General features: G+C 70.9%; 25 protein-coding genes. 15 read left to right on the top strand and 10 right to left on the bottom strand.

Annotation, left to right across the window (positions count from 1 at the left end; genetic code table 11):
- Positions 1 to 390 precede the first annotated feature (390 nt).
- Positions 391 to 513, top strand: coding sequence for a hypothetical protein (locus ABT061_RS38830; protein WP_350927598.1), 123 nt, complete (start codon positions 391 to 393; stop codon positions 511 to 513).
- A gap of 16 nt (positions 514 to 529) precedes the next feature.
- Here ABT061_RS38830 and ABT061_RS38825 read toward each other — a convergent pair whose 3' ends face one another.
- Positions 530 to 1,114, bottom strand: coding sequence for a TetR/AcrR family transcriptional regulator (locus ABT061_RS38825; protein WP_350927596.1), 585 nt, complete (start codon positions 1,112 to 1,114; stop codon positions 530 to 532).
- 284 nt (positions 1,115 to 1,398) lie between these two features.
- Between ABT061_RS38825 and ABT061_RS38820 the strand changes: the two genes are divergently transcribed.
- From ABT061_RS38820 to gnd, 3 genes are all read left to right on the top strand, one after another.
- Entirely contained in the window at positions 1,399 to 2,679 is a 1,281-nt protein-coding gene (locus tag ABT061_RS38820; RefSeq protein ID WP_350927594.1) for a glycosyltransferase family 4 protein, read from the top strand.
- 57 nt (positions 2,680 to 2,736) lie between these two features.
- Positions 2,737 to 4,377, top strand: coding sequence for a serine/threonine-protein kinase (locus ABT061_RS38815; RefSeq protein ID WP_350927592.1), 1,641 nt, complete (start codon positions 2,737 to 2,739; stop codon positions 4,375 to 4,377).
- Positions 4,378 to 4,698: 321 nt separating this feature from the next.
- Positions 4,699 to 6,129 carry an NADP-dependent phosphogluconate dehydrogenase gene (gene gnd / locus ABT061_RS38810; protein WP_350927590.1) on the top strand — a complete coding sequence of 477 codons (1,431 nt, stop codon included), beginning with the start codon at positions 4,699 to 4,701 and terminating at the stop codon, positions 6,127 to 6,129.
- A 225-nt stretch (positions 6,130 to 6,354) separates the two neighbouring features.
- On the opposite strand, the gene ABT061_RS38805 is transcribed toward gnd, so the two are convergent.
- Both ABT061_RS38805 and ABT061_RS38800 read right to left on the bottom strand, forming a co-directional pair.
- Positions 6,355 to 6,543: a hypothetical protein gene (locus ABT061_RS38805; RefSeq protein ID WP_350927588.1), complete on the bottom strand. Its 189-nt coding sequence runs from the start codon at positions 6,541 to 6,543 to the stop codon at positions 6,355 to 6,357.
- A 107-nt stretch (positions 6,544 to 6,650) separates the two neighbouring features.
- Positions 6,651 to 7,256 carry a TetR family transcriptional regulator gene (locus ABT061_RS38800; protein WP_350927586.1) on the bottom strand — a complete coding sequence of 202 codons (606 nt, stop codon included), beginning with the start codon at positions 7,254 to 7,256 and terminating at the stop codon, positions 6,651 to 6,653.
- 74 nt (positions 7,257 to 7,330) lie between these two features.
- Between ABT061_RS38800 and ABT061_RS38795 the strand changes: the two genes are divergently transcribed.
- Positions 7,331 to 9,370 carry a HelD family protein gene (locus tag ABT061_RS38795; protein WP_350927584.1) on the top strand — a complete coding sequence of 680 codons (2,040 nt, stop codon included), beginning with the start codon at positions 7,331 to 7,333 and terminating at the stop codon, positions 9,368 to 9,370.
- A complete protein-coding gene (locus ABT061_RS38790; protein WP_350927582.1) occupies positions 9,367 to 9,549 on the top strand; it encodes a hypothetical protein in 183 nt (60 codons plus the stop codon). The genes ABT061_RS38795 and ABT061_RS38790 overlap by 4 nt, the downstream gene beginning before the upstream one ends.
- Positions 9,550 to 9,573: 24 nt before the next feature.
- On the opposite strand, the gene ABT061_RS38785 is transcribed toward ABT061_RS38790, so the two are convergent.
- Positions 9,574 to 10,122: a hypothetical protein gene (locus ABT061_RS38785; protein WP_350927580.1), complete on the bottom strand. Its 549-nt coding sequence runs from the start codon at positions 10,120 to 10,122 to the stop codon at positions 9,574 to 9,576.
- A 494-nt stretch (positions 10,123 to 10,616) separates the two neighbouring features.
- Here ABT061_RS38785 and ABT061_RS38780 point away from each other — a divergent pair, with 494 nt between their 5' ends.
- From ABT061_RS38780 to ABT061_RS38765, 4 genes are all read left to right on the top strand, one after another.
- Positions 10,617 to 11,393, top strand: a complete 777-nt coding sequence (locus ABT061_RS38780) for a hypothetical protein (RefSeq protein ID WP_350927578.1) — start codon at positions 10,617 to 10,619, stop codon at positions 11,391 to 11,393.
- A gap of 28 nt (positions 11,394 to 11,421) precedes the next feature.
- Positions 11,422 to 12,549 (top strand): hypothetical protein, encoded by a 1,128-nt coding sequence (locus tag ABT061_RS38775; protein ID WP_350927576.1) that lies wholly within the window; start codon positions 11,422 to 11,424, stop codon positions 12,547 to 12,549.
- Between the two features lie 61 nt (positions 12,550 to 12,610).
- Complete coding sequence (locus ABT061_RS38770; RefSeq protein ID WP_350927574.1) at positions 12,611 to 14,080, top strand: hypothetical protein; 1,470 nt, start codon at positions 12,611 to 12,613, stop codon at positions 14,078 to 14,080.
- Between the two features lie 178 nt (positions 14,081 to 14,258).
- A complete protein-coding gene (locus tag ABT061_RS38765) occupies positions 14,259 to 15,554 on the top strand; it encodes an AAA family ATPase (protein ID WP_350927572.1) in 1,296 nt (431 codons plus the stop codon).
- A gap of 53 nt (positions 15,555 to 15,607) precedes the next feature.
- Here the strand turns inward: ABT061_RS38765 and ABT061_RS38760 are convergent, their stop codons facing one another.
- Positions 15,608 to 16,561, bottom strand: coding sequence for a GNAT family N-acetyltransferase (locus tag ABT061_RS38760; protein ID WP_350927570.1), 954 nt, complete (start codon positions 16,559 to 16,561; stop codon positions 15,608 to 15,610).
- 142 nt (positions 16,562 to 16,703) lie between these two features.
- Entirely contained in the window at positions 16,704 to 18,236 is a 1,533-nt protein-coding gene (locus ABT061_RS38755; protein ID WP_350927568.1) for an MDR family MFS transporter, read from the bottom strand.
- Positions 18,237 to 18,390: 154 nt separating this feature from the next.
- On the opposite strand from ABT061_RS38755, the gene ABT061_RS38750 reads away from it, so the two are divergent.
- The 3 genes from ABT061_RS38750 to ABT061_RS38740 all read left to right on the top strand — a co-directional run bounded on the left by ABT061_RS38750 (position 18,391) and on the right by ABT061_RS38740 (position 19,949).
- Complete coding sequence (locus ABT061_RS38750; RefSeq protein WP_350927566.1) at positions 18,391 to 18,942, top strand: TetR/AcrR family transcriptional regulator; 552 nt, start codon at positions 18,391 to 18,393, stop codon at positions 18,940 to 18,942.
- On the top strand, positions 18,939 to 19,235 hold the full coding sequence (locus ABT061_RS38745) for a DUF4031 domain-containing protein (protein WP_350927564.1): 297 nt from the start codon (positions 18,939 to 18,941) through the stop codon (positions 19,233 to 19,235). Before ABT061_RS38750 ends, ABT061_RS38745 begins: the two co-directional genes overlap by 4 nt.
- A 186-nt stretch (positions 19,236 to 19,421) precedes the next feature.
- Positions 19,422 to 19,949, top strand: coding sequence for an ATP-binding protein (locus ABT061_RS38740; protein ID WP_350927562.1), 528 nt, complete (start codon positions 19,422 to 19,424; stop codon positions 19,947 to 19,949).
- Here the strand turns inward: ABT061_RS38740 and ABT061_RS38735 are convergent.
- The 3 genes from ABT061_RS38735 to ABT061_RS38725 are packed head-to-tail and all read right to left on the bottom strand — an operon-like array spanning position 19,836 to position 22,543.
- A complete protein-coding gene (locus ABT061_RS38735) occupies positions 19,836 to 21,272 on the bottom strand; it encodes a WS/DGAT/MGAT family O-acyltransferase (RefSeq protein ID WP_350927560.1) in 1,437 nt (478 codons plus the stop codon). The two genes, ABT061_RS38740 and ABT061_RS38735, sit on opposite strands and share 114 nt — an antisense overlap.
- A 3-nt stretch (positions 21,273 to 21,275) precedes the next feature.
- Positions 21,276 to 21,434, bottom strand: coding sequence for a hypothetical protein (locus ABT061_RS38730; RefSeq protein ID WP_350927558.1), 159 nt, complete (start codon positions 21,432 to 21,434; stop codon positions 21,276 to 21,278).
- 29 nt (positions 21,435 to 21,463) lie between these two features.
- The gene (locus ABT061_RS38725; RefSeq protein ID WP_350927556.1) at positions 21,464 to 22,543 is read right to left on the bottom strand and encodes a PucR family transcriptional regulator; all 1,080 of its coding nucleotides are present in this window, start codon (positions 22,541 to 22,543) and stop codon (positions 21,464 to 21,466) included.
- A gap of 139 nt (positions 22,544 to 22,682) precedes the next feature.
- Here ABT061_RS38725 and glyA point away from each other — a divergent pair, with 139 nt between their 5' ends.
- The gene (glyA, locus tag ABT061_RS38720; RefSeq protein ID WP_350927554.1) at positions 22,683 to 23,990 is read left to right on the top strand and encodes a serine hydroxymethyltransferase; all 1,308 of its coding nucleotides are present in this window, start codon (positions 22,683 to 22,685) and stop codon (positions 23,988 to 23,990) included.
- A 132-nt stretch (positions 23,991 to 24,122) separates the two neighbouring features.
- On the opposite strand, the gene ABT061_RS38715 is transcribed toward glyA, so the two are convergent.
- Complete coding sequence (locus ABT061_RS38715) at positions 24,123 to 25,223, bottom strand: NADH:flavin oxidoreductase/NADH oxidase (RefSeq protein WP_350927552.1); 1,101 nt, start codon at positions 25,221 to 25,223, stop codon at positions 24,123 to 24,125.
- Positions 25,224 to 25,373: 150 nt separating this feature from the next.
- Here ABT061_RS38715 and ABT061_RS38710 point away from each other — a divergent pair, with 150 nt between their 5' ends.
- Positions 25,374 to 25,733 (top strand): ArsR/SmtB family transcription factor, encoded by a 360-nt coding sequence (locus tag ABT061_RS38710; protein WP_350927550.1) that lies wholly within the window; start codon positions 25,374 to 25,376, stop codon positions 25,731 to 25,733.
- Positions 25,734 to 25,827 lie beyond the last annotated feature (94 nt).

Raw genomic sequence — 25,827 nt, 5'->3', positions numbered from 1 at the left:
GATGAAAGGGCAGGTTGGACAGGGTTGTGCTTCATGCACTGGCTTTTAACACACTGTTGAGTTCTCAAGAAACGGACGCGTACACCGTCGTCCCGGCCAGTTTCAGCCGGAGAACCAGGGGCGGTTCGTTTTGTTCTGTTCTTTCGTTGTGCCGTTATTCTTTCAGGCCCGCTTTTTCGTGTCAAACCGGCTCGTTTTGAAGCGATTGACTTGATCTTGCGGGTCTTGCTGGAATTCGGCGGCTCCGTTTCCAGAGCAACCCTTCTAATCTACTCGACCGTCTGATTCATGTCGAATCAGACCCCTTTTGGGGACAGATATCCCCTTGGGGCGAAGATCGTTAGAGAGGTTCCCGAGGCCCCGGCGCCACCGCCGTCTCCCTCGGGTCTGGTGAACTGTACGAACCTCGTCCCGCATCGTCAAATCGACCACGCCGTCTTCCTGCTCGGCGCGGTCCCGCTCTGGCAGGCGCTCCAGAAGACCGGCTTTCACGGTTCGGTGAGCAGCGGGTAACCGGTGACAGGCGACGTCAGCGGGAGAGCGTGGCCGACATCGTCGCCACGATGACGCTGACCAGCCCCTCGACGACTTCGGCCCGGTCCACCTCGGGATGCTCCAGCCACCAGTCACCGGTGGCCTGAACCATACCGACGAAGGCGTGACCCAGTACCTGGGCGCGAACCGGATCGGGCACCGCCGTCTCGGCGGCGATCACCGCCCCGAGTTCCTCACCCAGGCTGCGCACGATGGCGGTCATCTGGGAGTGGGTCCGGCTGTCCTCCGCACCGGCCCGGTAGAAGAGGAACCGGTAGAGGTTCAGGTTGGCCGCGATCATCTCCAGATAGGCGTCGATCGTCGCCCGGGCGCGACTGCGCAGGTCGGCCCTGGCCCGGTCGAACTCCGGACGCAGCAGGCCGACCACGGTGCGGACATGCCGGTTCGCCAGGGCCTGATAGAGCCCGCTCTTGTCACCGAAGTGCCGGTAGAGGATGGGCTTGGTGACCCCCGCCTCGGCGGCGATCGACGCCATGGACGCCTCGGGTCCCTCACGCCGGATCACCCGGTCCGCGGCGTCGAGCAGCGCCCGACGCCGATCCGGATCCCGTCCGCCCACCGATGCTCCCCTCACACGGAGAGGAACAGCATAGGCCGGGAGCCCCAGCCGAAAGCGCCATGAACGCGAACAGCGGCTCCGGTGGAGTAAGGGAGGTAACTCACTTCACGAAGGACGGAAGGGACTGATTCACCGGCGGTCCAGGACCCCTGTGGTCCGTACGACGACCTATCGGGCAGTGAGGTGGATTGTCCGATGTGTGTGCTTTAGCGGAGGTGGCTCCGGGAAGGGGAACGACAGGGAATGCGGGACGGGCGGGGGCTCTCGGCATGTCGGGGAAGAGCGTGAAGACGCGGCGAGCACGGGTGGCTGTCAGGCGGGCGGCGTTCGGGGTGCTGCGGGCGCTCAACGCGAGGCGGGCGAGGCGCGCTCCGGCGCCCGACACGAGAACCGTCCGGATCCTGCTGCAGCACGCGTACGGAATGGGCGGCACCATCAGGACCGTGCTCAACCTGGCGGGTCACCTGGCGCGCGAGCGCGATGTGGAGATCGTCAGCGTGGTCCGGACGGCCAGGGAGCCGTTCTTTCCCATCCCGCCGGGCGTGCGGGTGTCGTTCCTGGACGACAGGACCCGGCGGCGAGGCCCGGTGGGGTGGCTGCTGTCGCGCCTGCCGAGCATGCTGATCCCGAGGCAGGAGAACGTCTACCGGGCGGTCTCGCTGCTGACGGACCTGCGCATGGTCCGCTACCTGCGATCCATGCGCACCGGCGTGCTGATCTCCACCCGGCCGGGATTCAACCTGATCACCGCCCTGTTCGCGCCACCGGGCGTCATCACCATCGGCCAGGAGCACGTGGCACTCGACGTGCACTCCCCCGAGGTCGTCCGGCTCATCAAGCGGCGCTACGGCAGGCTGGACGCCTTCGTCACGTTGACGCAGGTGGACCTGGAGCACTACCGCAGAGCTCTGAAGACGCCGCCCGGACGGCTGCTGCGCATCCCGAACGCCGTGACCGCGCTGTCCGGTGGCGTCTCGAAGCTGGACGAGAAAGTCGTGGTCGCCATCGGCAGGATGGTTCACGCCAAGGGCTTCGACCTGCTGGTGAAGGCGTGGAAGCCCGTCACCGCGGCGCACCCCGACTGGGTGTTGCGCCTCTACGGGCGCGGCAGGCCCGAGGCCGAGCGGAAGCTCCGCGCCAGGATCGAGGAGGCCGGGCTGTCGGACACGATGCTGCTCATGGGCAGCTCGTCGGAGATCGGCATGGAGCTGGCCAAGTCATCGATCTACGCCGTCAGCTCGCGCTACGAGGGATTCAGCATGACGATCCTGGAGGCGATGAGCAAGGGCGTGCCGGTGGTGAGCTTCGACTGCCCGCACGGCCCCGGCGAGGTCATCGCACACGAGCACAACGGGCTGCTCGTTCCGCCGAAAAAGCCCGCGGCGCTCGCCGAGGCGCTCTGCCGGCTGATCGAGGACCGGGAGCTGCGTGGCAGGCTCGGCGACAACGCGACGCTGACGGCAGCCGACTACAGCCTCGACGCCATCGGGGCCCGCTGGGACGCGCTTCTGGCGGAGCTCGGTGACGGACATCCCGGCGACCAGAAGCGGCGCCTGCCGGTATAACGCGTGGTTCGTGGGTGAAACTCCGGTAATCTGCCGCTCGTCTTCAGGAGGTGGCAGGTGGCCGGAGCGGGTGCCGTCGCCGTACCGGGCTACGAGGTGTCCGGGGTGCTCGGCCAGGGTGGTTTCGGAATCGTCTACCGGGCCAGGCAGCTGGCGGTGGAGCGTGAGGTCGCGCTCAAGGTGGACAACCGGGTGCTGGTCTCGGAACGGGACCGGCGCCGTTTCATGCGCGAGGTGACCTCGGCGGGCGCCCTCTCCGGCCACCCGCACGTCGCTCATGTCTACGACGCCGGGGTCCTGCCCGACGGACGGCCGTACATGGTCCTGGAGCTGTGCCCTGGCGGGTCGCTGCTGGACCGGATGCGTGCGGAGGGGCGGCTGCCGCCGGCCGAGGTCACCGACATCGGCATCAAGATCGCCGACGCGCTGTCGGCGGCGCACGCCGCCGGAGTGCTGCACCGCGACATCAAGCCTGCCAACATCCTGATCAACCGGTACGGCAATGTGGTGCTCTCCGACTTCGGCCTGGCCACCATGCCCTCGTCGGGCAGCGAGGCATCGGTGACCAGGGAGTCCCTCACCCCTGCCTATGCTCCGCCCGAGGCGTTCGAGCTGACCGAACCCGCCCCCGCGGGCGACGTCTACTCCCTCGCCGCCACGCTGTACGCGCTGCTCTCCGGGCGCCCTCCGCGCTTCCCGGAGAGCGGCGTGGTCAACATCGCGGTCATCATGGCCCTGCACCGCCTGCCCGTCCCCGAGATCCCGGGGGTGCCGCCGGAACTGACCGCCGTGCTCAGGGATGCCATGGCCGCCGACCCCGCGCGGCGCACCCCCTCGGTGGCCGCGCTGCGCGACGCCCTCGCGAGCCTGCGCCCGGGGGGTGACGCCCCGGCCTCCCCGCCTCATGCCCCGCGGCCCGTCTCCCCTGTCCCTATCCCTGCCCCCTCGCCGCCGTACGCCACAGTGCCGCCGCCGTACGGCACGCCGCCGGTCCAGGGCGGGCCCGGCAGGGAGCCGGTGCGGTCACATCTGACGTCTCCGGGGGTGCGCGGTACCAAACCGCCCGAGCATCCCGCCTCGTCGAACACGCGGGTCTTCGTCGCGGTGGCGGTGGCCTTCGTGATCCTGCTGCTGGCCGGGGCCGGGCTCATGTACATCGAGAATCGCGACCGGACCCCGACCACCTCGCAGCAGTCGGGCCGGCAGGCGCTCCTGGGCGGCGAGAACGCCGGGGACGGCACGACCTCGGCGTCCGGCGCGTCCGCGGCCCTCAAGGTCCCGGAGGTTCCCACGGTCACGGCGGCCTGTCCCGCCTCGGCAGTCGCGGATGCGGGGGCCGCGTGCGTGGTGAAGCCCGAGTGCTGGGGCGGCCTCGTCTCGATCGCGGGCGACACCACGGCCAAGCGGATCGGCTGCGAGGAGTCACACGCGTGGGAGACGTACGCGATCGCCCCGCTTCCGCGGGACTCGCTCACCTACGACCTGGCGGCCCTGGAGAAGCATCCGACGGTGCGGAAGGTGTGCTCGGAGCAGGTCATGTTCGCCTCCATGCGCGACACCCGCAGCGATCGGCGGAGCAGGTGGCAGGGCACCGTCCTGCCCCCCTCCCAGGAGCAGTTCCAGGGTGGGGCACGGACCTACCGGTGCCTGGGCGGCCTCATCGGCTTGGAGACCCCGGGAATCCGCTTCGGCCGGTGAGCCCTCTCGGGGTGGGGTCCGGTCACCTCGCCCCGCTCCCAGCGGGGCCGGAGCCGCCCGGAAGCGGACGGTCCGCCGGTCGGCACGGCGCCGACACTCTCTTCGCCCCTTTAGTCGGGGCGGGTGCGGACTGGCATTCTTGACGTGAAGAATTGGATGGAAGCGAAATGTGAACGCTCGCTTCACGATCTGCGTACGTCACAAACGGTGATGGTACACGGACCGGGTTCGCTCATGCTTTCGAGAAACCCACTACGTGGCATCCTGTCGTGTTTTCTTTCCCGGTCGTGAGGACCGAGGTCTCCGAGCTGGAGGTATTTGATGACTCAGGCACAGATCGGTGTGACAGGGCTGGCCGTCATGGGGGCGAACCTCGCCCGTAACCTGGCCAGGCACGGGCATTCGGTAGCGGTGCACAACAGGTCACACCACAGGACCAAGGCACTGGTCGAGGAGCACGGGGACGAGGGGACCTTCGTCCCCTGCGAGACTCCCGAGGAGTTCGTCGCGGCGCTGCAGCGCCCCCGGCGCATTCTGATCATGGTCAAGGCCGGGGCGGCGACCGACGCGGTGATCGAGGAGTTCGCCCCCCTGCTGGAGCCGGGCGACATGCTGGTGGACGGCGGGAACGCGCATTTCCTCGACACGCGCAGGCGCGAGGCCGCGCTGCGCGAGCGCGGCCTGCACTTCGTCGGCGCGGGCATCTCCGGCGGGGAGGAGGGCGCGCTGCTCGGGCCGAGCATCATGCCCGGCGGCTCGAAGGAGTCGTACGAGACGCTGGGGCCGTTGCTGGAGGACATCGCGGCGAAGGTCGACGGCGTACCCTGCTGCGCGCACATCGGCCCCGACGGCGCCGGGCACTTCGTGAAGATGGTGCACAACGGCATCGAGTACGCCGACATGCAGCTCATCGCCGAGGCGTACGACCTGCTCAGGCAGGGGCTCGGCCGGACCCCGGCGGAGCTCGCGGACATCTTCGCGGAGTGGAACTCAGGTGAGCTGTCCTCGTACCTGATCGAGATCACCGCCGAGGTGCTCCGCCAGGTCGACGCGGCCACCGGCAAGCCGCTCGTCGACGTGATCGCCGACCGGGCGGAGCAGAAGGGCACCGGCCGGTGGACCGTACAGATCGCCCTGGACCTGGGGGTTCCGGTGAGCGGCATCGCCGAGGCGGTGTTCGCCCGCTCCCTGTCCGGCCACGCCGACCTGCGCGCGGCCGCGCGCGGCCTGCCGGGCCCCTCGGGCGTACCGGCCGGCGCCCTCGGCGAGGACTTCGCCGAGGATGTGCGGCGAGCGCTGTACGCCTCGAAGATCGTCGCCTACTCCCAGGGGTTCGACATGATCAGGGCGGGCAGCGCCGAGTACGGCTGGAACGTCGACCCCGGCGTGCTGGCCACGATCTGGCGGGGCGGCTGCATCATCCGCGCCGTCTTCCTGAACCGCATCCGTGAGGCGTACGCGGCGCCGGACAAGCCGGTCACCCTGCTCGCCGCCCCCTATTTCGCCGAAGCGCTGACCCTGGCGCAGGACTCGTGGCGGCGGGTGGTGGCGAAGGCCGCCGAGCTGGGCATCCCGGCGCCGGGCTTCTCCACCGCGCTGGCCTACTACGACGGGCTGCGGGCCGAGCGCCTGCCCGCGGCCCTGATCCAGGGCCAGCGTGACTTCTTCGGTGCGCACACCTACCAGCGAGTGGACCGCGAGGGCTCCTTCCACACCCTGTGGTCGGGCGACCGCACCGAGATCGAGAGCTGACATCCTCGGCGGGCGGCGGAAGGTCCCGCCGCCCCTCCAGCGGCGGGCCGTTCAGCCACGGCCGCCGCGGTGCCGGCGCGGTACGGCCTGCGCCGGGTCGCTCTCCCGGCCATCGGGATCCACCTGACACGAACTGGTAGGTACCGCCGCCGCGGGCTCGTCGAACTCGGAGAACCGGGAGGGGGCGAGGCGCGGGGAAGAGCGTGGCCTCCCCGCAGCCGCGTTTCAGGTGGACGCCCGGCCCGCCGGCTGGTCGAGGTCGTCGACCTGGCGGGCGTACAGGCGCGCGTAGGCGCCCCCTTCTACGAGCGGCTCTCGGTGGCTCCCCTGCTCCACGAGCCTGCCGCGGTACGTGCTCGCGATCCGGCCGGTACGCCTCGTCTTCACCGGTCTTGGACCGCTCTTCTTCGGCATCAGCGGAATCATCTGGTGGCTGCCCACCTTCCTGCAGCGCTTCAACGGCCTGGAGGTCGGAGCGGCCACGGGCATCGCCGGAGGCTCCGGCCTGCCCGGTGCGGTGTTCAGCCCAGTTTCGGGAGCAGGGCGAACGCGTGGTCGGCGGCGGCGACGGCCGAGAGGTGGGTCCGCTCGGCGGTCTCCCCCTCCACCAGCCTCAGCCAGTTGCGCCGGGCCAGCACCCGCTGGACGGCCAGGACCTGGCCCGCGACGAGTCGCGCGGTGAGCTCGTCGGTGATCTCGGCGAGCGCGGCGGCGAGGGCCTCCTCGTCCGAGGCCATGTAGTGGAGCACCCGGGCCGCGAGGCTGGGCGTGGAGAAGACCATCCGGTGGTATTCGAGCACCTCGGGGTGGTCGTTGAGCCCCGTCACGGGATCGCGCCGCTCCAGCCCGGCCAGGAAGTGGCGGCGCAGCGCCTCCAGCGGCGCCTCGCTCGTCCCGCGCTCGCGCACGACCCGGGCGGCCTCGCCCTGATGGTCGGAGATGCGGTGCAGGACAAGGTCCTCCTTGGTCGGGAAGTACTTGAAGAGCGTCGGTTTGGAAACCCCCGCCGCCGCCGCCACCTCGGCGACCGACACCTCGTCGAATCCCCTCTTCAGGAAGAGCGAGATCGCCTCCGCCGAGATCGTCTCGTGGACCTGCCGCCTCTTGCGTTCCCGGAGCCCTGTCACGCGTTCCAACCTAGCAGAAACACAACTCGGTTAATATCTTAACTGAGTTAAGCTTTTTGGAAGATGGAGGCGCGGTGACGGATACCGAACTCGACGACGAGCGTGCCTATCTGGCGGAGTGCGAAGCGGCCATCCGCCGGATGGTCGAGGGCGCGCGCCTGAACGTCGTCATCGGCGAGCGGGTGGCGGGCGACCGCTACAGCGCGGAGCGACTGGGCTACGACCTGAGGAGCCTCGCCAAGGAGCTGGAGGAGCAGCCGGATGGCCCGCCGTTCTTCGGCCGCCTCGACTTCAGCCCCGGCACCGGTCCGGCCGAGCACCGCGGACAGCGCTACTACATCGGCCGGCGTCACGTCTCCGGTGGCACCGGGCGGGCGCCGATGGTGATCGACTGGCGCGCGCCCGTTTCCACGGTGTTCTACCGGGCGAGCGCCCACGACCCGCGGGGAGTGTCCGTACGACGCCGTTTCGGCTGGTCCCGGGAGCCGGTCGCGCTGACCGGCTTCGAGGACGAGCGCCTCGGAGCCGGTCAGGACCTGGGCGTGGCGAGCCGGATCGTGGCCGCCGAGATCGAGCGCCCCCGCGTCGGGCCGATGCGCGACATCGTGGCCACCATCCAGCCCGAGCAGGACGAGCTGGTCCGCGCCGGGCTTGAGGAGTCGATCTGCGTCCAGGGGGCACCGGGCACCGGTAAGACCGCCGTGGGCCTGCACCGGGCCGCCTACCTGCTCTACACCCATCGGCAGCGGCTCTCGCGCACGGGCGTGCTGATCCTCGGCCCCAACCGGGCGTTCCTGGGCTACATCGCGGCCGTGCTCCCGGCGCTCGGCGAGGTCGACGTCGAGCAGACGACCATGGAAGGGCTGCTGGCCAGAGAGCCGCTCAGCGGGGCCGACGGCGAGGAGGCCGCCGCCGTCAAGCACGACGTCCGCATGGCGGAGGTGTTGCGCCAGGCGCTGTACCGGCGGGTGACGGCCCCGGCGGGTCCGATCACCGTCCCCGACGGCTCCTACCGCTGGCGGGTGGGACAGGAGGAGTTCGGCGCCATCGTGGACGCCGCCCTTCGGGAGGCGACCCCGTACGGCGTGGGCCGCGAGCGCGTGCTCTCACGGGCCCTGGCCGTCCTGCTCCGGCAGGCGGAGGCGCGCGGCCGGAGCACGAGCGCCGCCTGGAGGCGCGAGATGACCAGGGCCCTCAGCGCGCACGTCGACGCGGTGTGGCCCGCCGCCCGGCCGGAGGAGGTGCTCGCGGAACTGCTCGGCGACCCCGCGGTGCTGGCCGGGGCCGCGGACGGGGTCCTCACCCCCGGCGAGCAGTCGGCCATCCTGTGGACCAGGCCGCCGCGCTCGTTCAGGAGCGCCAGGTGGTCGGCGGCCGACGCCGTACTCCTCGACGAGATCTCGGGCCTGCTGGAGCGCCCTCGCGGATACGGTCACGTCATCGTCGACGAGGCGCAGGACCTCTCGCCGATGCAGTGCCGGGCCGTCGCCCGCAGGAGCGAGCACGGCTCGATCACCGTGCTCGGCGACCTGGCGCAGGGCACCACGCGGTGGGCGGCCCGCGGCTGGCACGAGCACCTGACCCACCTGGGCAAGCCGGACGCGAAGCTGACCGCCCTGACCACGGGTTTCCGGGTGCCCGCCGCCGTCGTCGCGATCGCCAACCGCCTGCTGGAGGAACTGGCCGTGGACGTGCCCAGGACTCGCTCGTTCCGTACGGACGGCCGTCTCGGGGTCCACCGGACACCCGACCTCGCCGGCACCGCGGTCCGCGCGGTGCGCGACGCGCTCGGCCATGAGGGCTCGATCGCGGTGATCGCCGCCGACGCGGCCCTCGGCGAGCTGGTGACGGCGCTGCGGGCCGAAGGCATCGAGGTCGCCACGCTCGACGACATCGCCTCCACGGCCCGCGTCACCGCCGTCCCCGCGGCAATGGCCAAGGGGCTCGAATACGACCACGTGGTGGTGGCCGAGCCCGCCGAGATCGCCGAAGCCGAGCCCCGAGGACTCAACCGGCTCTACGTCGTGCTGACCCGGGCCGTCTCGCGACTGGACGTACTGCACACCCGCCCGTTACCCGCCTGGCTCGCGCCACCGGCCGGCGTTCAGGAGTGATCGGGAGCACCCGGCCACCGGGGCGTGGGAACGGCCGCGTCCACATCACCGAGCAGGCCGCCGAAGCCCTTCCCCGCCTGGGGGCGCGCACGGTCGTGGTCGGCACCGCCGTCACGCATCCGGCCGGCATCGCTCGCTGGTTCACGGCCGCCCTCGAAGACGCCCTACCCCCGGACTGAGCGGAGGCGGCCTCCGCCGGGACGCTAGCCGACGGCGGCGAGGATCCTGTCGAAGGCCGGGGTGAGCCTGCCGGCGGTGGCCGCCTCCGCGTTGACCAGATAGACGTTCACCACTCGATCGGCACCTCCCACCAGGCCCTCCACGGTGGAACCGTTCCGGTCGCACACGATCGCACCGTCAGCCGCGGCTGAGTCGCCGACCTTGCCGCCGTACTCGGTGCACGTGTCGGTGAAGTCCTTCCTGATCGTGGCCGCATCCGCTCCGGTGGCGACGTCGGCTCGCAGGACCAGCGGATCCGAGCCGTCCTGGGGAGCGTCCGCGGCCGTGTAGAGGCAGGCCGTCACTTTGATCGATTCGGCGGTCTCCAGCGGGTGGTCGTCTTTCCTCTCCTGCAACTCCCAGCCCAGGGATGTGGCCTTGGAAAGGGCTTCCGGAGTGAGCGGGCAGCCGCCCGACGGCTGCGCCTGACCGTCGGGGGATTCGCCGGACGCGGTCTGTGACCCGCATCCGGCGAGGAACACTCCGGATGCGACGAGAACCAGCGCTCTCGCAGTGAAGAACCGCACGGCCACGACACCGTCCTTTCGCCTGCCCGCCGGAACAGCCCCAGGCGTTTCAAGGCGGACGTGCCTGGGCCGACCGGGACTTCGCCGGTGAATACGTACGACACGGCGCCTCGGCAATACGATCCGAGTTCGCCGTGGATGAGCAATGCCAGCGTGGCCGCCGGCAACGTATGCGTCAAGGAACGCCGGCGCAGTCCGACGAGACAAAGGCACCCGCCCTGTCGGGCCGGGAGTGCTGTGCAGGCCGTCCGTGACCGTGGCGCAGTGATTCACCGCGGCGGTGTAACGGTCGCCGCCGGTTTCGTGATGGTGACTCATCTCGGTCCGGACGTCTCGGCTGGCGGGGCGCGCGACACCTGTCAGGCTCTTCACCTCTAGCAGTAGGTTACGCATCAAATGCCCTTTTCATCCCGTTATCGCGATGCGATGAGCTGCTCTTTAATGCTGGAATTCACTGGAATTGAAGGGAGACCAGTGGAACTCCTGTTACGCTCCGGGCCGTGAGTGATTCACTGGACGCGCTGGAACGGCGAATAGCCGACCTCCGCGCCGAAGTGCGACGGGCGGTCAAGGCGAAGGAGAACTCGCTCGCCCGGTCGCTGCGCGGGGAGTTGCGCAGAGCCGAACAGGCATGGGACGCGGCGATAACCTCCGAGGCGCCGACGCCCGCGTGCGAGCCCGAGACCTCGCTGCTGCCCATCAGGGAGCAGGTGCACCAGGCGCTGGCCATGCTGGGCGTGCCGACCTCGGCCAAGCTCATCGTGGCGGTGAACGACGCGTTCTTCTCCCGCGAGCTCCGCGGCTCACAGCTGACCAGCCTGCGCCGAGACGAGGAGCGCTCGTTCCGCGGCGACCCCTACGCCAGGCCGTACTACCTGTGCGCCGCGCTGACCGACCGGCTCTCCCCCGCCCGGGGGCTGCTCGCCGACAGCACCTGGCCGGCCGAGTCGCGGGTGCTGGGACCGCTGAGCCCGCGCGTCGACTTCCTCACCTCGACCATGCGCATCGCCGAGCACCTGGCGCGGCTGGCCGAGCCGCCGGCGGGGGCGGTGCGGCTGTTGTCGCGGATGGCGCAGAACATCCCGGGCGCCGTCGAGGGCTTCGCCCCGGCCGACCCCGCGACCGCGATCCGCGCGGCGCGAGCCGAGCTGGAGGTGCACCGGGCCGCCGACAGCGCGCAGCGGGCCGAGCTGGCGGCGCGGGCGACGAGGCAGCTACCGGACGTCGAGCGCCTGTTCGGCGTCACCGCAATGAACACCTTGAGGGGGGCCTGTTGAAGACCAGGCTGGACGGGGGGACCCGCGCATGAACAGCCTTCGGGAGAGGGCCTTCCTGAACAGGCTTGACGAGCTGCGCGGGACGATGCCCGCCCGCCCGCACGACGCACGGGCCATCGCGGCGCTGGCCGCCAACCCCGGCTGCGCGCGCCGGGCGGTGATGGACGCCGCGGGCGTGGACAAGGACCGCACGGCCCGGCACGTCGGTTTCCCGGCCCCGTTCGGCCAGTCCCAGTTCGCGATCACCCGCGGGAACGTCTTCGAGTCGCTGGTCAAGGAGAACGGCTGCGCCGAGCTGCTGCGGCTGCTGCGCGAACTGCTCGGCCTGTCCGTCGCCCAGGTCGGCTACCGGGACGTGGAGAGCGTCGGCTCCCACCTGCGCCACTCGCACACCCGGGCGCTGATCGACCGCGCGGCGCGCGAGGACGACGGGACCGCGGTGTTCTACGACCACCCGCTGTTCAGCCTGGAGATCGCCGGGCACACCTCCTACCTCGAACCGGACGTGGTGGCCTTCCAGGTCGGCGGGCGCTTCCACATCGTGGAGATCAAGTCGTTCGGCATGATCGACGGCCAGGCCGAGCCTGACAAGGTCGCGGCGGCGGCACGGCAGGCGGCGGTCTACGTCCTGGCGTTGCGCACGCTCATGGCCGACCTCGGACACGACCCGGAGCGCGTCTCCCACGACGTGGTGCTCGTCTGCCCGGAGAACTTCGCCAACCGCCCGACCGCGGCGCTGGTCGACGTGCGCAGGCAACTGTCGGTGCTGGGCCGCCAGCTCACCAGGATGACCAGGGTCGAGTACCTGCTGGAGGGCCTGCCGGACGACCTCACCTTCGACCTGGCCCCCGGCGAGGACGGGGTGCCGACCCGCTCGGCGGACGAGCTGACCCAGGCGCTGCTCCAGGTACCCGCCCGCTACGCGCCCGACTGCCTGTCCACCTGCGACATGTGCATGTTCTGCCGTCACGAGGCCCGCGCCTGCGGATCCACCGACCTGCTCGGGCGTCAGATCCGCGACCAGCTGGGCGGCGTCTCCGGCATGCACGAGGCGCTCGGCCTGGCCGAGGGCACCCGCGAGGTGGCCGAGGGCCAGGAGGAGATCGCCCGCCTGCTCCGGCTGGCGGACCGGCTGCGCGAGGAGTCGCTGCGGTGAGGATCGTCGAGGCCACCGGGCCGGTCGCGCCGGGGGTCACCGCGGCGAGAGCGGACGACAGGTGAGCGCGCTGACGGCGCTGGCGCGACTGCGGGCCGTCAGGGACGGTGTCGCGCAGCGGATCACCACGGTCAGGCACTGCCACATCTCCGCCCAGCCGCTGGTGCTCATCCCGCTCAAGCTCGCGGGCGAGGCCGCCGCGCCACTGGCCGCCATGGTGGGCACCGACCCGGGTCACCCCCGGCTGCTCGTCGTCCCCCAGCCCCGCAACCGGGACCTGCGGTTCGCCTTCGCCGCCGGGCTGGCCGAGGTGCTGCTGCCCTACATCGAGGGGTTCGAGAAAAGCACCGAGACGGTCGAGCGCAAGGGCGGCGAGCCGTACGAGCGGTGCCTGGACGCGCCGCAGATCCTCGTGCCGAACCGGTCCGCCGCCTCGTTCACCGGGCTGCTCGGCCGTTCCACCAGGTTCCGCAGGGCCGAGGGCCCCTACCCGGTGCACCCGTCGGTGCCGCTGCTCGGCCGGTGGCTGACCTACTTCGCCGACCGGTCCCAGCAGCCGGGCTCCTCGGTGCTGCTCGCGGCGACCGAGGCACTGAGCCTGCACTGGGCGACCGGGCAGAGCAGCCTGGAGGACGCCAATTTGGCGGCGCTGCTGGGATGGATCGACCCGCCGCCGGGAATGTCCGGGCACCGGGCGGCCGAGGAGGCCGAGGACCCGCTGCTCTGGCCGCCGGCGGGCCCCACCACCGACCCGGGCTTCGACAACGAGGTGCTCGCTCCCGCGATCCGCGCCTACGAGGAGGCGCCGACCGACCGTGCCGTCGACCGGGTCAGCCAGGCGCTGCGCACCCAGCTCGACCCCACCTGGCGGCTGATGTGGCGGACCGTCGACCTGCTGCGGTCGCTGCCGGAGGGCTCGCGGGTGAAGGACCGCTGGGAGATCGACCGCGGGTCGTTCACCCGGTTCGTCGAGCGGATCGCCGAGGGGAGCCCGCCGCAGGCCCGCAGGGACGGAGCGGTGAGCGCCGCCGCGAGGCTGGCGGGGCTGGAGCGGGCACGGGCGAGCTACGACGTGCAGCGGGCCCACGACGACCCGCTGCTCATGGCCGAGTACCGGCTGACCGGTGAGGCCTTCGCCGGGACGGTGATCGCCGCCGACCCCGAGCACAGCGAGGGCGAGGGCCGCTCGCGCAAGCTCCGGCCCCTGATCACGGTGAGGACCGGCGACCCGGTGCGGCTCACGCCCGGCACCACCGTCGGCAGCCCCGACCGGCGTGGCCACGCGGCCGAGATCGTCGAGGTCGTCGACGGGGAGATCACCCTTAAGATCACCAAGGGGATGGGGCGGGGCAGGACCCCGGCTCCGGGTTCGGTGCCCGAACCGGGCGAGCGGGTCTCGTACACCTCACTGACGGACGACTTCCAGTCGTCGGCGGCGCTGCCGGACCCCGAGCAGACGCCGTGGACCCATGGCGGGCCGCCGGAGGAGTACGAGCCCGGCGACGACGACGCGCAGGAGGAATGGCTTTGAGCGTTCACCGGACCCCGCACGGCCGGCCGGTGTCTCTCCCGGCCGTGTGTGCTCCCCGCTCGGCGGCGGCGCCGGAGGACCAGGCCGCCGGTGCCGGAGCGGCGGGCACGTCACCCGGGCGCCGCGCCCGGGTGACGGGCCGCGACACGGACCCGGCGGGCAGTGGCGGAGGCGTGGCATGACGCCGCAGCAGGAGGCGGCGGCCGTGGTGGACACCGTCCTGGCCGACCTGCCCCGTCACCGCGGCGTGGTCGTGGACTCGCCGCCGGGCGCGGGCAAGTCCACGCTGGTGGTCAAGGCCGCGGGGCACATCGCCGAGACCGGCGAGCCGCTGATGATCGTCGCGCAGACCAACGAGCAGGTGGACGACCTGGTGGAACGGCTCGCGGCCGAGCATCCCGATCTGGGGGTCGGCCGGCTCTCGGCGAGCGGCTACATCACGCCCGGCCGCATCCTCGCCCTGCCCAACGTCTCGGTCGCGGGCAAGCTGCCCGATCTGGGGGACCCGGCCGTGGTGATCGCCACCGCCGACAAGTGGGCCTGGATCGGCGACCGCACCTGGCCCTGGGCCATCGTCGACGAGGCCTACCAGATGCGTTCGGACAAGCTGCTGCGCATCGCTTCGCTGTTCGAGCGGTCGTTGTTCGTGGGCGACCCCGGCCAGCTCGACCCGTTCTCGATCGTGGACGGCGACCGCTGGGCGGGCCTGTCGTGGGACCCGGTACAGAGTGCGGTCTCGGTGCTGCTGCGGCACAACCCCGACCTGCCGGTGCACCGGCTGCCGGTCTCCTGGCGGCTGCCCGCCTCGGCCGCGCCCGTGGTCTCCGAGGCGTTCTACCCCTTCACCGGGTTCCGCGCGGGGACTGGCCCCGCCGACCGGTCGCTGGAGTTCACGGTGAACGGCATGCGCACCCCCTTCGATCTGGCGCTGGAGGAGGCGGCCGGGTCTGGCTGGGCACTGTACGAGCTGCCCAGCCGCCACACGGTGCGCACCGACGCGGAGGCCGTGCTGGCGACCGCGAGCCTGGCGACGCGGCTGCTCCAGCGGAGTCCGGTCGCGCACTCCGAGCGCGGCAGCCATCCCGTCACGGCCGACCGGATCGCCATCGGCGCCGCGCACCGCGACCAGGTGTCCGCGATCAGGGCCGCCGGGGTGCCGCCGGAGATCACGGTGGACACCGCCAACCGCCTGCAGGGCCGGGAGTACGACGTGACGATCGTGCTCCATCCCCTCTCCGGGCGCCGCGACGCCACCGCGTTCCACCTGGAGTCGGGGCGGCTGTGCGTGCTCGCCTCCCGGCACCGCCACGCCTGCGTCGTGGTGGCCAGGGCGGGCATTCCCGAGCTGCTGGACGCCCACCCGTCGGCCGAGCCGGTCCAGCTCGGCGTGCCGGTGAAGTTCCCCGACGGCTGGGAGGCCAACCAGGCGGTCCTGGCCCACCTCTCCAAGCACCGGGTGACTCCTGACGACTGACCTCCCACCGGCTGAGAGCGCCTTCCCCGCTCGATGGCGCCATACGGTGCGGGTCAGATCGTGCGCCGCCAGACGTCGATGGCCAGCACCTGGCGCATGCCCACCGAGAGGTAGAGGTCGAGGGCGGGCGTGCTGTTGTTGGCGTCGACGTGCAGGTAGGTGCCGACCCGCCCGCGACGAGCGTCGTCGGCGAACGCCCCGCGCAGCATGAACCGGCCCAGGCCGCGGCCCCTGAAGGCGGGGAGCACCGCCAGCCTGCGCACGTAGCCGCAGTTCTCGTCCCCGAGGAAGGCGTTGGTCCCCAGCAGCATCGCCACGGGCTCGCCGTCGAGGCGGGCGACCGCCAGTTGCGACCAGTCGGTGTTGACCGAGGAGTTCAGCTCGTCGTACCACTCGTCGTAGTCCTTCGGGGCGAACCCGAAGTGGTCGGCGAAGCCGGCCTGCTCCACGGCGTGGCCCTGGCGGCGCACCTCCTCGGTGAGCCCGTCGTGCACGGTCATCCCGGCCGGCGCCCCGGGGCGGCCGACCGGCCCGGTGTGGTCGGCGCGGAGCCGGATGAAGCTGGTGGCGGCGCTGAAGCCGCGGGCGGCGGCGACGGCGCGCTTGCCGCTGTCCTCACGGTAGATCCCGATGTCCACCACGGCCCGGTCGTGGCCCAGCTCGGCGGCGATCCGCCTGGCCCGCTCGGTCACGGTCTCCCAGAGCGGGCCGGTCAGCTCCGGCGCGCCGGGGTGCACCACGACGTCGACGTCGACGTTGTCACTGGCGCCCTTGCGGCAGGCCCAGGCCCAGGCCACCAGGCGCCCGCTCTCGTCGTGGACGAGCCAGCCGTCGGAGTCCACGTCGAAGGAGGAGTCGTTCAGCTGGTCGGCGACGTCGTCGAGGGTCATGTCGGCCTTGCCGATCACCTGGGTGTCGCAGAGCGAGATCAGCTCGTGGATCTCGGGGGCGTCGGCGGCGGAAGGCCGCCGGGTGAGGTACCCGGCGGCGGGGATGGTCGTCTTCATGCCCCTCATCGTGGCGGGGGCGGCTTGGGAATCGCTGGGTCGGAACTTGGGATCGGTTGTTGACGCCCGCCACGCTGTGGTTCCAGCGAAGGACGGGTCGACCTCGCGACTGAAGCCGGGGGTCCGCACCCAGGATCTCTGATCAGTCGAGCACCGGCACCTGGGCCTCGGCCTCCTTGGCGCTCTCGGTGCCGCTGCGCAGCGGGACCTCCTTGATGAAGGCCGCCAGCAGCGGAACCAGGACGGCGAACAGGATCGCCCACCAGAAGACGCCGGAGATGGAGTCGGCCAGCGACTCCAGGAAGCCGATCCGTACTCCCGAGGGCAGCTCGTGCAGGGCTGCCGGGTTGAACTGGGCGCCGCCGGAGGCGAGCTGCTCGCCCGCGGCGCCCAGCTTGCTCTCCAGGTTGGAGGTGAGGCGGTTGTTGAAGATCGCGCCGAACAGCGAGACGCCGAACGAGCCGCCGATGGAGCGGAAGAAGGTCGAGGCGCTGCTGGCGACACCGAGGTCCTTCTGCTCGACGCTGTTCTGGGCGATCAGCATGGTGGTCTGCATCAGGAAGCCCATGCCGAGGCCGAGCACCGCGATGAACACGCCGGTCTGCCAGGCGGGTGTGTGGACGTCCATCAGGGAGAGCAGCCACATGCCGATCGCCATGATCGCGCCGCCGAGGACCGGGTAGATCTTGTACTTGCCCGTCTGGGTGATGGCGCGGCCGACGAAGAGCGAGACCACCATGGAGGCGGCCATCATCGGGAGCAGCAGCAGGCCGGAGTTGGTGGCCGAGGCCCCCTGGACCGTCTGCTGGAACAGCGGCAGGAAGTTGATGGCACCGAACATGGCGAAGCCGAGCAGGAAGCCCACACCCGAGATCAGGCTGAAGTTGCGGTCGCGGAAGACGTTGAGCGGCATGATGGGCTCGGCGGCGCGGCGCTCCACCGGGATGAACAGGGCCAGCGTGACGACGGCGAGGGCCACCAGACCGAGGATCTGCGGCGAGTTCCACCCGTAGTCGTTGCCGCCCCAGGTGGTGATGAGGACCAGCGCGGTGATGCCGACCGAGAGCAGGGCGGCACCGAGCCAGTCGATGCGGTGCTCGGTGCGGTACCTGGGCAGCTTCAGCTTGACCGCCAGCAGGGCCAGCGCGACGAACCCGATGGGCAGGTTCACGTAGAAGGCCCAGCGCCAGTCGAGGTGGTCGGTGATGAATCCGCCGACGAGCGGGCCGGCGATCATGGCCAGTGACATCACGGCGGCCATGATGCCCTGGTACTGGCCGCGCTCGCGGGGCGGGACGAGATCGCCGATGATGGCCATGGCGTTGACCATCAGGCCGCCCGCGCCGAGGCCCTGGAACGCGCGGAACGCGATGAGCTGCATCATCCCGTTGGACGGGCCGCCGAGCATCTCCGAGCCCGCCATGCCGCAGAGCACGGAGCCGATCATGAAGATGACGATGGAGGCGAGGAAGATGTTCTTCCTGCCGTACAGGTCACCGATCTTGCCCCAGATGGGGGTCGAGACGGTGGCGCCGAGCACGTAGGCGGTCACCACCCAGGACAGGTGCGTCAGCCCGCCGAGCTCGCCGACGATGCGGGGCATGGCGGTGCCGACGATCATGTTGTCGAGCATGGCCAGCACCATCGCGAGCATCAGGCCCGGTAGCACTACCATGACCTCACGGCGCCGCGCCGGTAAGGCCGCGGTCTCCTTCACTTCGCCCCCTAGAAGAGATCTTGCTTACTTGCCGACCGGTTAGTGTCGGATATGCTGGAAATGTAGGCCGCTTACTTGCCGGCCGTCAAGCTGATTTCTCGGTAAGGGAACCATGAGGGAACACGCCGATACCCGGACGCGCATTCAGGACGTCGCCCTGACTCTTTTCGTCGAGCAGGGCTACGAGGCCACCTCGCTCCGCGAGATAGCCGAGGCCCTCGGCGTGACCAAGGCGGCCCTCTACTACCACTTCAAAAACAAGGACGACATCGTCGCCAGCCTGGCCGAGGACCGGGTGCGCGCGGTCGAGGAGCTGATCGCCTGGGCCTCGTCCCAGCCGCGCACCGAGGAGACGCGCCGCGAACTGCTCCGCCGTTACTCCGACGACCTGCACCGGGGCCGGCACCACGAGATCATGCGGTTCTTCGAGCGCAACCAGACCTCGCTCAAGAACCATCCGACGATGGAGAAGACCCGCCACCGGATGCTGGACCTGCTCACCTTCCTCGTCGAGCCGGACGATCCCACCGCCACCCGGCTGAAAAACTCGATGGCCCTGTTCGCGCTGCACGCCGCGTGGATCATCCTCAGGGACGAGACGATCTCCGACGAGGAGCGCCGGGCCGCCGCCCTGGAGGTCGCGCTCGACCTCGCCCGGCGGTGAGCGTGCTCATCGACCCGCCCAACTGGCCGGGTCCACACGCTCTGTTCTGGTCGCACCTGGTCAGCGACAGCTCGACCGGGGAACTGCACGCCTTCGCGGAGCTGCTGGGCGTGCCGCCCCAGGCGTTCGACCGCGACCACTACGACGTTCCCGAGACCTTCTACGAGCGGGCCGTCGCGCTGGGCGCGGAGGCCGTCTCCTCGCGCGAGCTCATCACCCGGCTCATCGGCTCCGGCCTCCGCCGTCGCAAGGTTCGTCCTGGAATCAGTAGCTCTCGCATAGATTCCGGCTGAGGCGAAGAGTCGCAGGACAGCCGGTCCGCCTGAGGCGGACCGGCTGTCCTGCTGCCGTGTCACATTTTTTCATGCACCGAACTTTGCCGCGCCTTTCCGATATCCGGAGTCACGATCAACCATCTCCGGTTAGGACGGAGCGTGCCGGGCAAGCCTTTAGGTGACCGGCTGCGAAAGGAGGACACCGTGGAGGCCACTATCGCGTTGCGTCTGCCGCGTGACGCCGCCAGCGTTCCCGTGATCAGGCAACTTCTCGACGCCTCGCTCCGCGCCCTTGGCGTGGTGTCCCAGATCCGCGAGGACATCCAGCTCATGCTCTCGGAGGCGTGTTCCAACGCCGTCAAGCACGCCACCCCCAGTGACGACTACATGGTCAGCACCGAGCTGTCCAGGGACCGTTGCGTGATCAAGGTGGTGGACGCCGGCGACGGCTTCGACTTCTCGGGCCCCGCCTTCCCCGCCCCCACCTCCGAACACGGCCGGGGCCTGCTGATCATGCGCGCCCTGGCCGACGACATCCGTTTCGTCAACAGGCACGAGCGAGGCTCGATCGTCTGCCTGGAGAAGACCCTGCGCTTCGTCAAGGGCGCGCCCGGCCTGTCACTGCTGCTCAGCGAGGAGCTTCAGTTCCAGCAGGGCGTCTCTGAGATAGTCGGTGACGGCCCAGACATCGGGAACCATCTCACGGCAGGCGATCACGCCGACGTCAAGTGAGCCGTCGTAGGAGAAGACCGTGATGTTGAGGCCGCCACTGGCGTCGGTCACCACCGAGACGGGGTAGTACGACAGCAGCCGGGCACCGCTCACATAGAGGGGGAGTTGCGGGCCGGGCACGTTGGAGATCATCACGTTGATCGGGCCCGCGCTGTCAGCGAAGAGGTTGAAGGCCGCCCGGGAGGCCAGGCCGGTCAGCGCGGAGGGCATTATGTCGCTGAGCTCCTGAATCCAGCTGGCCGGCGCCAGCGACGAGCGATCCTTGATCAGCCGCATCGCGTCACGTACCGCCAGCAGCCGTTCCAGTGGGTCGGCCACCTGCGTCGCCAGTGTGGTGATCATGATGGTGACCTGGTTGCCCGCGCGCCGGTCATCGGGGGCGCGGAGCGAGAACGGCACCCCCGCGACGAGAGGCTGCTCGGGCAGCGCGTCGTGCTTGATCAGCCACTGGCGCAACGCCCCGGCGCACAGGGCCATCACCACGTCGTTCACCGTGACGCCGAGGGTGTTCTTGACCAGCTTGACGTCCTCCAGCGGCAGGGCGGCGTAGGCGAACCTGCGGTGCGCGCTGATCCTGCCGCTGAAGGGGGTACGTGGGACGGCCATCCGCGGCATGTCGGGCACCTCCGCGGTACCCGACAGGCGGTTGGCCAGCTGCCGGGTGAGCCGCGAGACCAGCCCGGCCCCGGGCACCTGGGAGATCAGGGGGATCTCGTCCAGGTGCGGGACGGCGTTGAGCAGGAACCGCACCGTGTTGGCCGGGTTGACCACCGCCTTGACGATCCCCCTGGTGACCATCTCCCGCGTGTCGATCCGCTCCTCGGGCTCGGCCGCGGGCGCCATCTCGACCTCGGCGGGCTCGGGGGAGGTGTCCAGCAGGCTGGCCAGCACGTCGGCGCCGGTGACGCCGTCGACCGCGGCGTGGTGGACCTTCGTGTAGAGGGCCGTACGGTCGCCGGCCAGACCGTGGATCAGATACATCTCCCAGAGCGGCCGCCGCCGGTCGAGGCAGCGGGCGTGCAGCCTGGCCACCTGCTCACCCAGCTGCTCGTCGCTGCCCGGTCCGGGCAGCGCGATCTCGCGCACGTGGTAGTCGAGGTCGATCCTGGAGTCCTCGGTCCAGTACGGATGGTCCAGGCCGAACGGGACGGAGACGAGTCGCCTGCGGAAGGGCGCGGCCAGGTGGAGCCGCCGGGCAAGCAGCGACACCAGGTCGCTCCGCGACAGCCTGCCCGACAGGATCGCGAGCCCTCCGATGTTCGCGACGTTCGTCGAGGTCTCGAAATTCAGGAACTGCGTGTCCACCGCGCTGAGCTGCCGCATCGTCTACCTCCGGGAAGTCGTTCCTCCATCCTGCTCCCGTGGTGTCGCCAGAGCCAACGCCGCGAGTGCGACGAGGACGACCACCGACACGATGACCAACGACAGCGGGATGAGCGTGAGCACGATGACGACGGTCATGATCTCGCTGATCAACTGCGGCATCGCAGAGCTGTGCCCGGATTGTCCGGCCGTTACACCGCATTCCAGCGACCGAGCTTCAGCGCGAGATGAAGTTCTAACCTGTGGGTTCCGTTCTTGAGGTTGCGGCCGGCCAGCTGCTCGATTCTGGTGAGGCGGTAATAGAGGCTGGTGCGGTGCAGGTGGAGCAACCGGGCGGTCTCCTGGGCGTCTCCCCCGCTGTCCAGGTAGGTCTCCAGGGTGACCAGGAGTGCCGGATGCTCCCGCAGAGCGTCAAGCGGACCGCCAAGCGTGCCGGGAGTACCGGGAGTACCGGCGACCGGCTCGGCGAGCAGCCGGTAGACGCCCAGGTCCGGCCAGTGGGCGACCGGCCGCAGCGCCGGTTCCGCCGCCGCCGCCCTGGCCGCGGTGAGCGCCTCCTCATGTGCCCGTACGGCTGACTCAAGCCCCGGGTGCGGTGCGCTGACCCCGGCGCCCGTGCGGGCCCGCGCGGCCAGCCGCTCCCCCAGCGCCGTCGCGTCCTCGCCACGGTTGAGCAGCAGCACGGCGTGCCGGTCCAGGATCGTGAAGGCCGGCGGCCGGCGCGTCCTGGCCAGCTCCGCGCCGACCGCCTCACGCAGGGAGGCCGGGTCGCCCCGCAGCGCCAGGACGCGCAGCGGCCCCTCCCCGAGCACGCCGGCCGCACGCCGCACACCGATCTCTCCGGTGAGCAGGAGGCTCAGGGTGTGGGAGCTGCCGCCGTCGTCCAGCAGGGCCGCGATCGCGGCGGCGTCACGCACGGCCCGGCCCTGCTCCTGCGGGTTCAACGGCCCCGGGCCCTCGATGATCCACAGGTAGCCGACCCGGCGGTCCTGGTGGAGCAGGGGCACGCAGAGCCGGGCCGCCATGCCCAGTGAGGGATTCTCCGGAACCCTGACCGGCTCTCGGGTCGAGGCCACCCCGTGCTTCTCCTGCCAGGCCCCCACCGCCGCGGGAACCGACCGTGACAGAATGGCGCGGGCCCTGACCTGGTCGACCTCCCCGTGATGGGCGCTGTGCGCGACGACCCGCCCCTCCAGGTCGTCGACGGACATGCCCCTGCCCACGCTCGCGGCCAGCGCCTCCAGCAGGTCCTGAACATCATCCGCGATCACGTTCTAATCCTACAGATGTAGGAAGGATCTCCGCTGGCGGAACGATGACTCCCCCCGGCACTGGCCGTAGCGTCACAGTATTCGTTTTGGAGGAGTCCACCTCGTGAGAGCCGCCTGACAGCCCTGTGAAAGGAGCTTCGTGCAGGAGCGCAGCCGCGTCGCCCCGTGGGCACCGCCCCAGGCACAGCCGCGCCTGGCCGAGCTCGAGGCCGAGGTGTCGGGGCTGAGCCTGGAATCGGTGACCAGGCTGGTCGACGCGGTGCTGGCCGAGCACCGCGGCCGCCTCGACGAGGACGGTGTGGTCCTGTACGCGGGCACCAACACGATGAGCGAGCGCGCCAGGGCCGCCCATGAGATCTCCCTGGGCTGCCGGCCTTCGATGGGCTGGCCGGGGGACAAACGCCAGACCGGCCTGGAGGAGCTGGACGTGCTGGAGGTGCTGGTCCCGCTCCAGATCGCGGCGCTGATGGGCGGCGAGTTCGCCGAGGTGCGGCTGCAGAGCGCCACACTGGCCAACCTCGCCTGCTACAGCGCGTTCGCCGGCCCCGGCGACACGATCGCGGTGCTGCCTCAGACCGCCGGGGGCCACACCAGCCACCACGCCCAGGGCGCCGCCGGGATCCGTGGCCTGCGGGTCGTCGACCTGCCCTACGACGCCGGACGGCTCGACGTCGACCACGCGGCCCTCCCGGCGTTCCTGCGCGAGAGGCGGCCCGCGCTGGTGGTGCTCGGGGCGAGCCTGATGCTGTTCCCCCACGACGTGGCGCGGGTGCGGGCGGCGTGCGACGAGGTGGGCGCCCTGCTGCTCTATGACGCCTCGCACGTGGCGGGACTGATCGCGGGCGGCCGGTTCCAGCGGCCGCTGGACGAGGGCGCGCACCTGATGACCATGTCCACCTACAAGTCCTTCGGCGGGCCACCTGGCGCGGCCGTCGTGACCCGCGACGAGGATCTCGCCCGACAGGTGGCGGCGGCGGCCTACCCCGGCCTGACCGCGAACTACGACGCCTCCCGCCTGGCCCCGCTGGCCGTCGTCGCCGCGGAGCACGCCGAGGGCGGTTCCGGGTACGCCGACCGCTGCATCGCCAACGCCGGGGCGCTGGCCGCCGCGCTGGACCGCGAGGGCTTCACCGTGATCGCCGCCCATCGGGGCTGGACCGCCTCGCACCATGTGGCGGTGGACGCGGGCGCGTTCGGCGGCGGGGACGAGGCCGCCCGGTTGCTGGCCGAGGGGGGCGTCTACCTCAGCGGCATCGGCCTGCCCGGCCGACCTGCCGAGGAGCCCAGGCGGGGCCTGCGGATCGGCACCCAGGAGGTGACCCGCCGCGGCTTCGGCCCGGACACCATGGGCGAGATCGCGGCCCTGATGCGCCGCCTGCTCATCGACGGCCAGACCCCCGCGAAGGTCCGCCAGGACGCACTGGCCCTGCGCCGCGCCATCCCATGATCCCGGACCGGCCCGCTCGACCCCCGGGGGTGCGCCCCCTGGCGGGCCGGTCCGCTGAATCCTTCCCCGGCCGTCTCCACCCGCGCGTCCCTTCCTTCGGGAGAGACCCGCGGGGTGAAGGCTGACGGAGCCTCAGACCGCGCGATGGTACTGGTCGGGCCAGCGGCCTTCGGCCGCGCCGAGCTCGCGGGCGGCGTGGTTCGGCCAGTACGGGTTGCGGAGCAGCTCGCGGCCGAGCAGGACGGCGTCGGCCTGACCGGAGGCGATGATCTCCTCAGCCTGCCGGGGCCGGGTGATCTCTCCGACCGCGCTCACCGGCAGGTCGGTCTCGGCCTTCACCTTCGCCGCGAACGGCACCTGGTAGCCGGGGCCCGTGGGAATGCGCGCGCCGGCGACGTTGCCCCCGGTCGAGACGTCGAGCAGGTCGACACCGTGGGCGAGCAGGTCCTTGGCGAAACGGACCGTGTCGTCGGCGCTCCAGCCCTCACGGTCGTCCCGCGGGTCCTCGGCCAGCCAGTCCGTGGCCGAGATGCGAAAGAACAGGGGAAGCTCGTCCGGCCAGACCTCGCGTACCGCGTCGACGACCCGGAGCGCGAACCGGGTGCGGTTGTCGTACGAGCCGCCGTACGCGTCGGTGCGGCGGTTGCTGAAGGGCGACAGGAACTCGGCGATGAGGTAGCCGTGCGCGCCGTGGATCTCGGCCACCTGGAAGCCCGCAGCCAGTGCCCGCCGCGCCGCCGCGGCGAAGTCGCCCACCAGCCGGTCGATGTCACCGACGCTCAGCTCCGCGGGAGTGGGGTGGCCGTCGTTGAAGGGGACCGGGCTCGGCGCGACCGGCTGCCAGCCGTGCTCGCCTGGACCGGCGGGCCCACCGCCCTCCCAGGTACGGCGGACCGAGGCCTTGCGCCCGGCGTGCGCGAGCTGGATGCCGGGCACCGCGCCGTGTTCCCGCAGGAAGCGGGTGACGCGGGTGAACGCCTCCCGCTGGCGGTCGTTCCAGAGTCCGAGGTCCGCCGGGCTGATGCGGCCCTCCGGCGAGACGGCGGTGGCCTCGGTCAGGATGAGACCGGCACCGCCCACCGCGCGAGCGGCCAGGTGGGACAGGTGCCAGTCGGTCGGCGCCCCCTGGTCGGGCCCCTCGACCGCCGCGGAGTACTGGCACATCGGGGCCATCCAGATCCGGTTGGGGATGGTGAGGTTCCGCAATGTCACGGGCTCGAACAGGACACTCACTGCCGTACTCCTTCTTCGGGGGATCGCGTTCTCCGGAGGCGTCCGGCGGTGCTCCGGCAACCCTCTAGTACGATAATCGACGTACTACGATAGATGTCAAACTACGATTCCTTTCGTACAATCGGACCGATCTCCAGGAAGGGAGCCGCCGTGTCGACCTCGTCCGTCAGGGCTCTGGCGCACCCCGCCTGCCAGGAGATCCGGCTGGAGGGCGTGCTGCACGCGCTGTCCGACCCGATGCGCCTGCGGATCGTACGCTTCCTGCGGCGACTGGGGGAGGGGGAGGGTGCCCCCTGCTCGGCGATCGAGCTGGAGATCACCAAATCGACCACCACACATCACTTCCGGGTGCTGCGCGAGGCGGGTGTGATCAGCCAGGTCTACCAAGGGACCGCCAAGATGAACGCGCTACGCCGCCACGACCTCGACACGCTCTTTCCCGGCCTCCTCGACGCCGTGCTGGCCGCCGACGCGGTCCAGGGGGAGCGTGACGGTCTGCCGGCGACCTGACTCGGCCCGGCTCGGCCCGGCCCGGTGACGGTGCGGCCGGCGACCGGCTCGGCGACGACGGTGCGGCCCGCGGCCGGGATGGCCGGGCGGGACC

Origin of the sequence: Streptosporangium sp. NPDC002544, from assembly GCF_040295965.1 — a bacterium.
Lineage (GTDB): Bacteria > Actinomycetota > Actinomycetes > Streptosporangiales > Streptosporangiaceae > Streptosporangium.
This window is presented reverse-complemented; position numbering and strand designations above follow the sequence as displayed.

Excerpts from the sequence above, each read along its gene's own strand:
- gnd (WP_350927590.1), top strand. The coding sequence starts at position 4,699 with ATGACTCAGGCACAGATCGGTGTGACAGGGCTGGCCGTCATGGGGGCG.
- ABT061_RS38805 (WP_350927588.1), bottom strand. The coding sequence starts at position 6,543 with ATGCCGAAGAAGAGCGGTCCAAGACCGGTGAAGACGAGGCGTACCGGC.
- ABT061_RS38775 (WP_350927576.1), top strand. The coding sequence starts at position 11,422 with ATGAACAGCCTTCGGGAGAGGGCCTTCCTGAACAGGCTTGACGAGCTG.
- ABT061_RS38765 (WP_350927572.1), top strand. The coding sequence starts at position 14,259 with ATGACGCCGCAGCAGGAGGCGGCGGCCGTGGTGGACACCGTCCTGGCC.
- ABT061_RS38760 (WP_350927570.1), bottom strand. The coding sequence starts at position 16,561 with ATGAAGACGACCATCCCCGCCGCCGGGTACCTCACCCGGCGGCCTTCC.
- ABT061_RS38755 (WP_350927568.1), bottom strand. The coding sequence starts at position 18,236 with ATGGTAGTGCTACCGGGCCTGATGCTCGCGATGGTGCTGGCCATGCTC.
- ABT061_RS38750 (WP_350927566.1), top strand. The coding sequence starts at position 18,391 with ATGAGGGAACACGCCGATACCCGGACGCGCATTCAGGACGTCGCCCTG.
- ABT061_RS38735 (WP_350927560.1), bottom strand. The coding sequence starts at position 21,272 with ATGCGGCAGCTCAGCGCGGTGGACACGCAGTTCCTGAATTTCGAGACC.
- ABT061_RS38730 (WP_350927558.1), bottom strand. The coding sequence starts at position 21,434 with ATGCCGCAGTTGATCAGCGAGATCATGACCGTCGTCATCGTGCTCACG.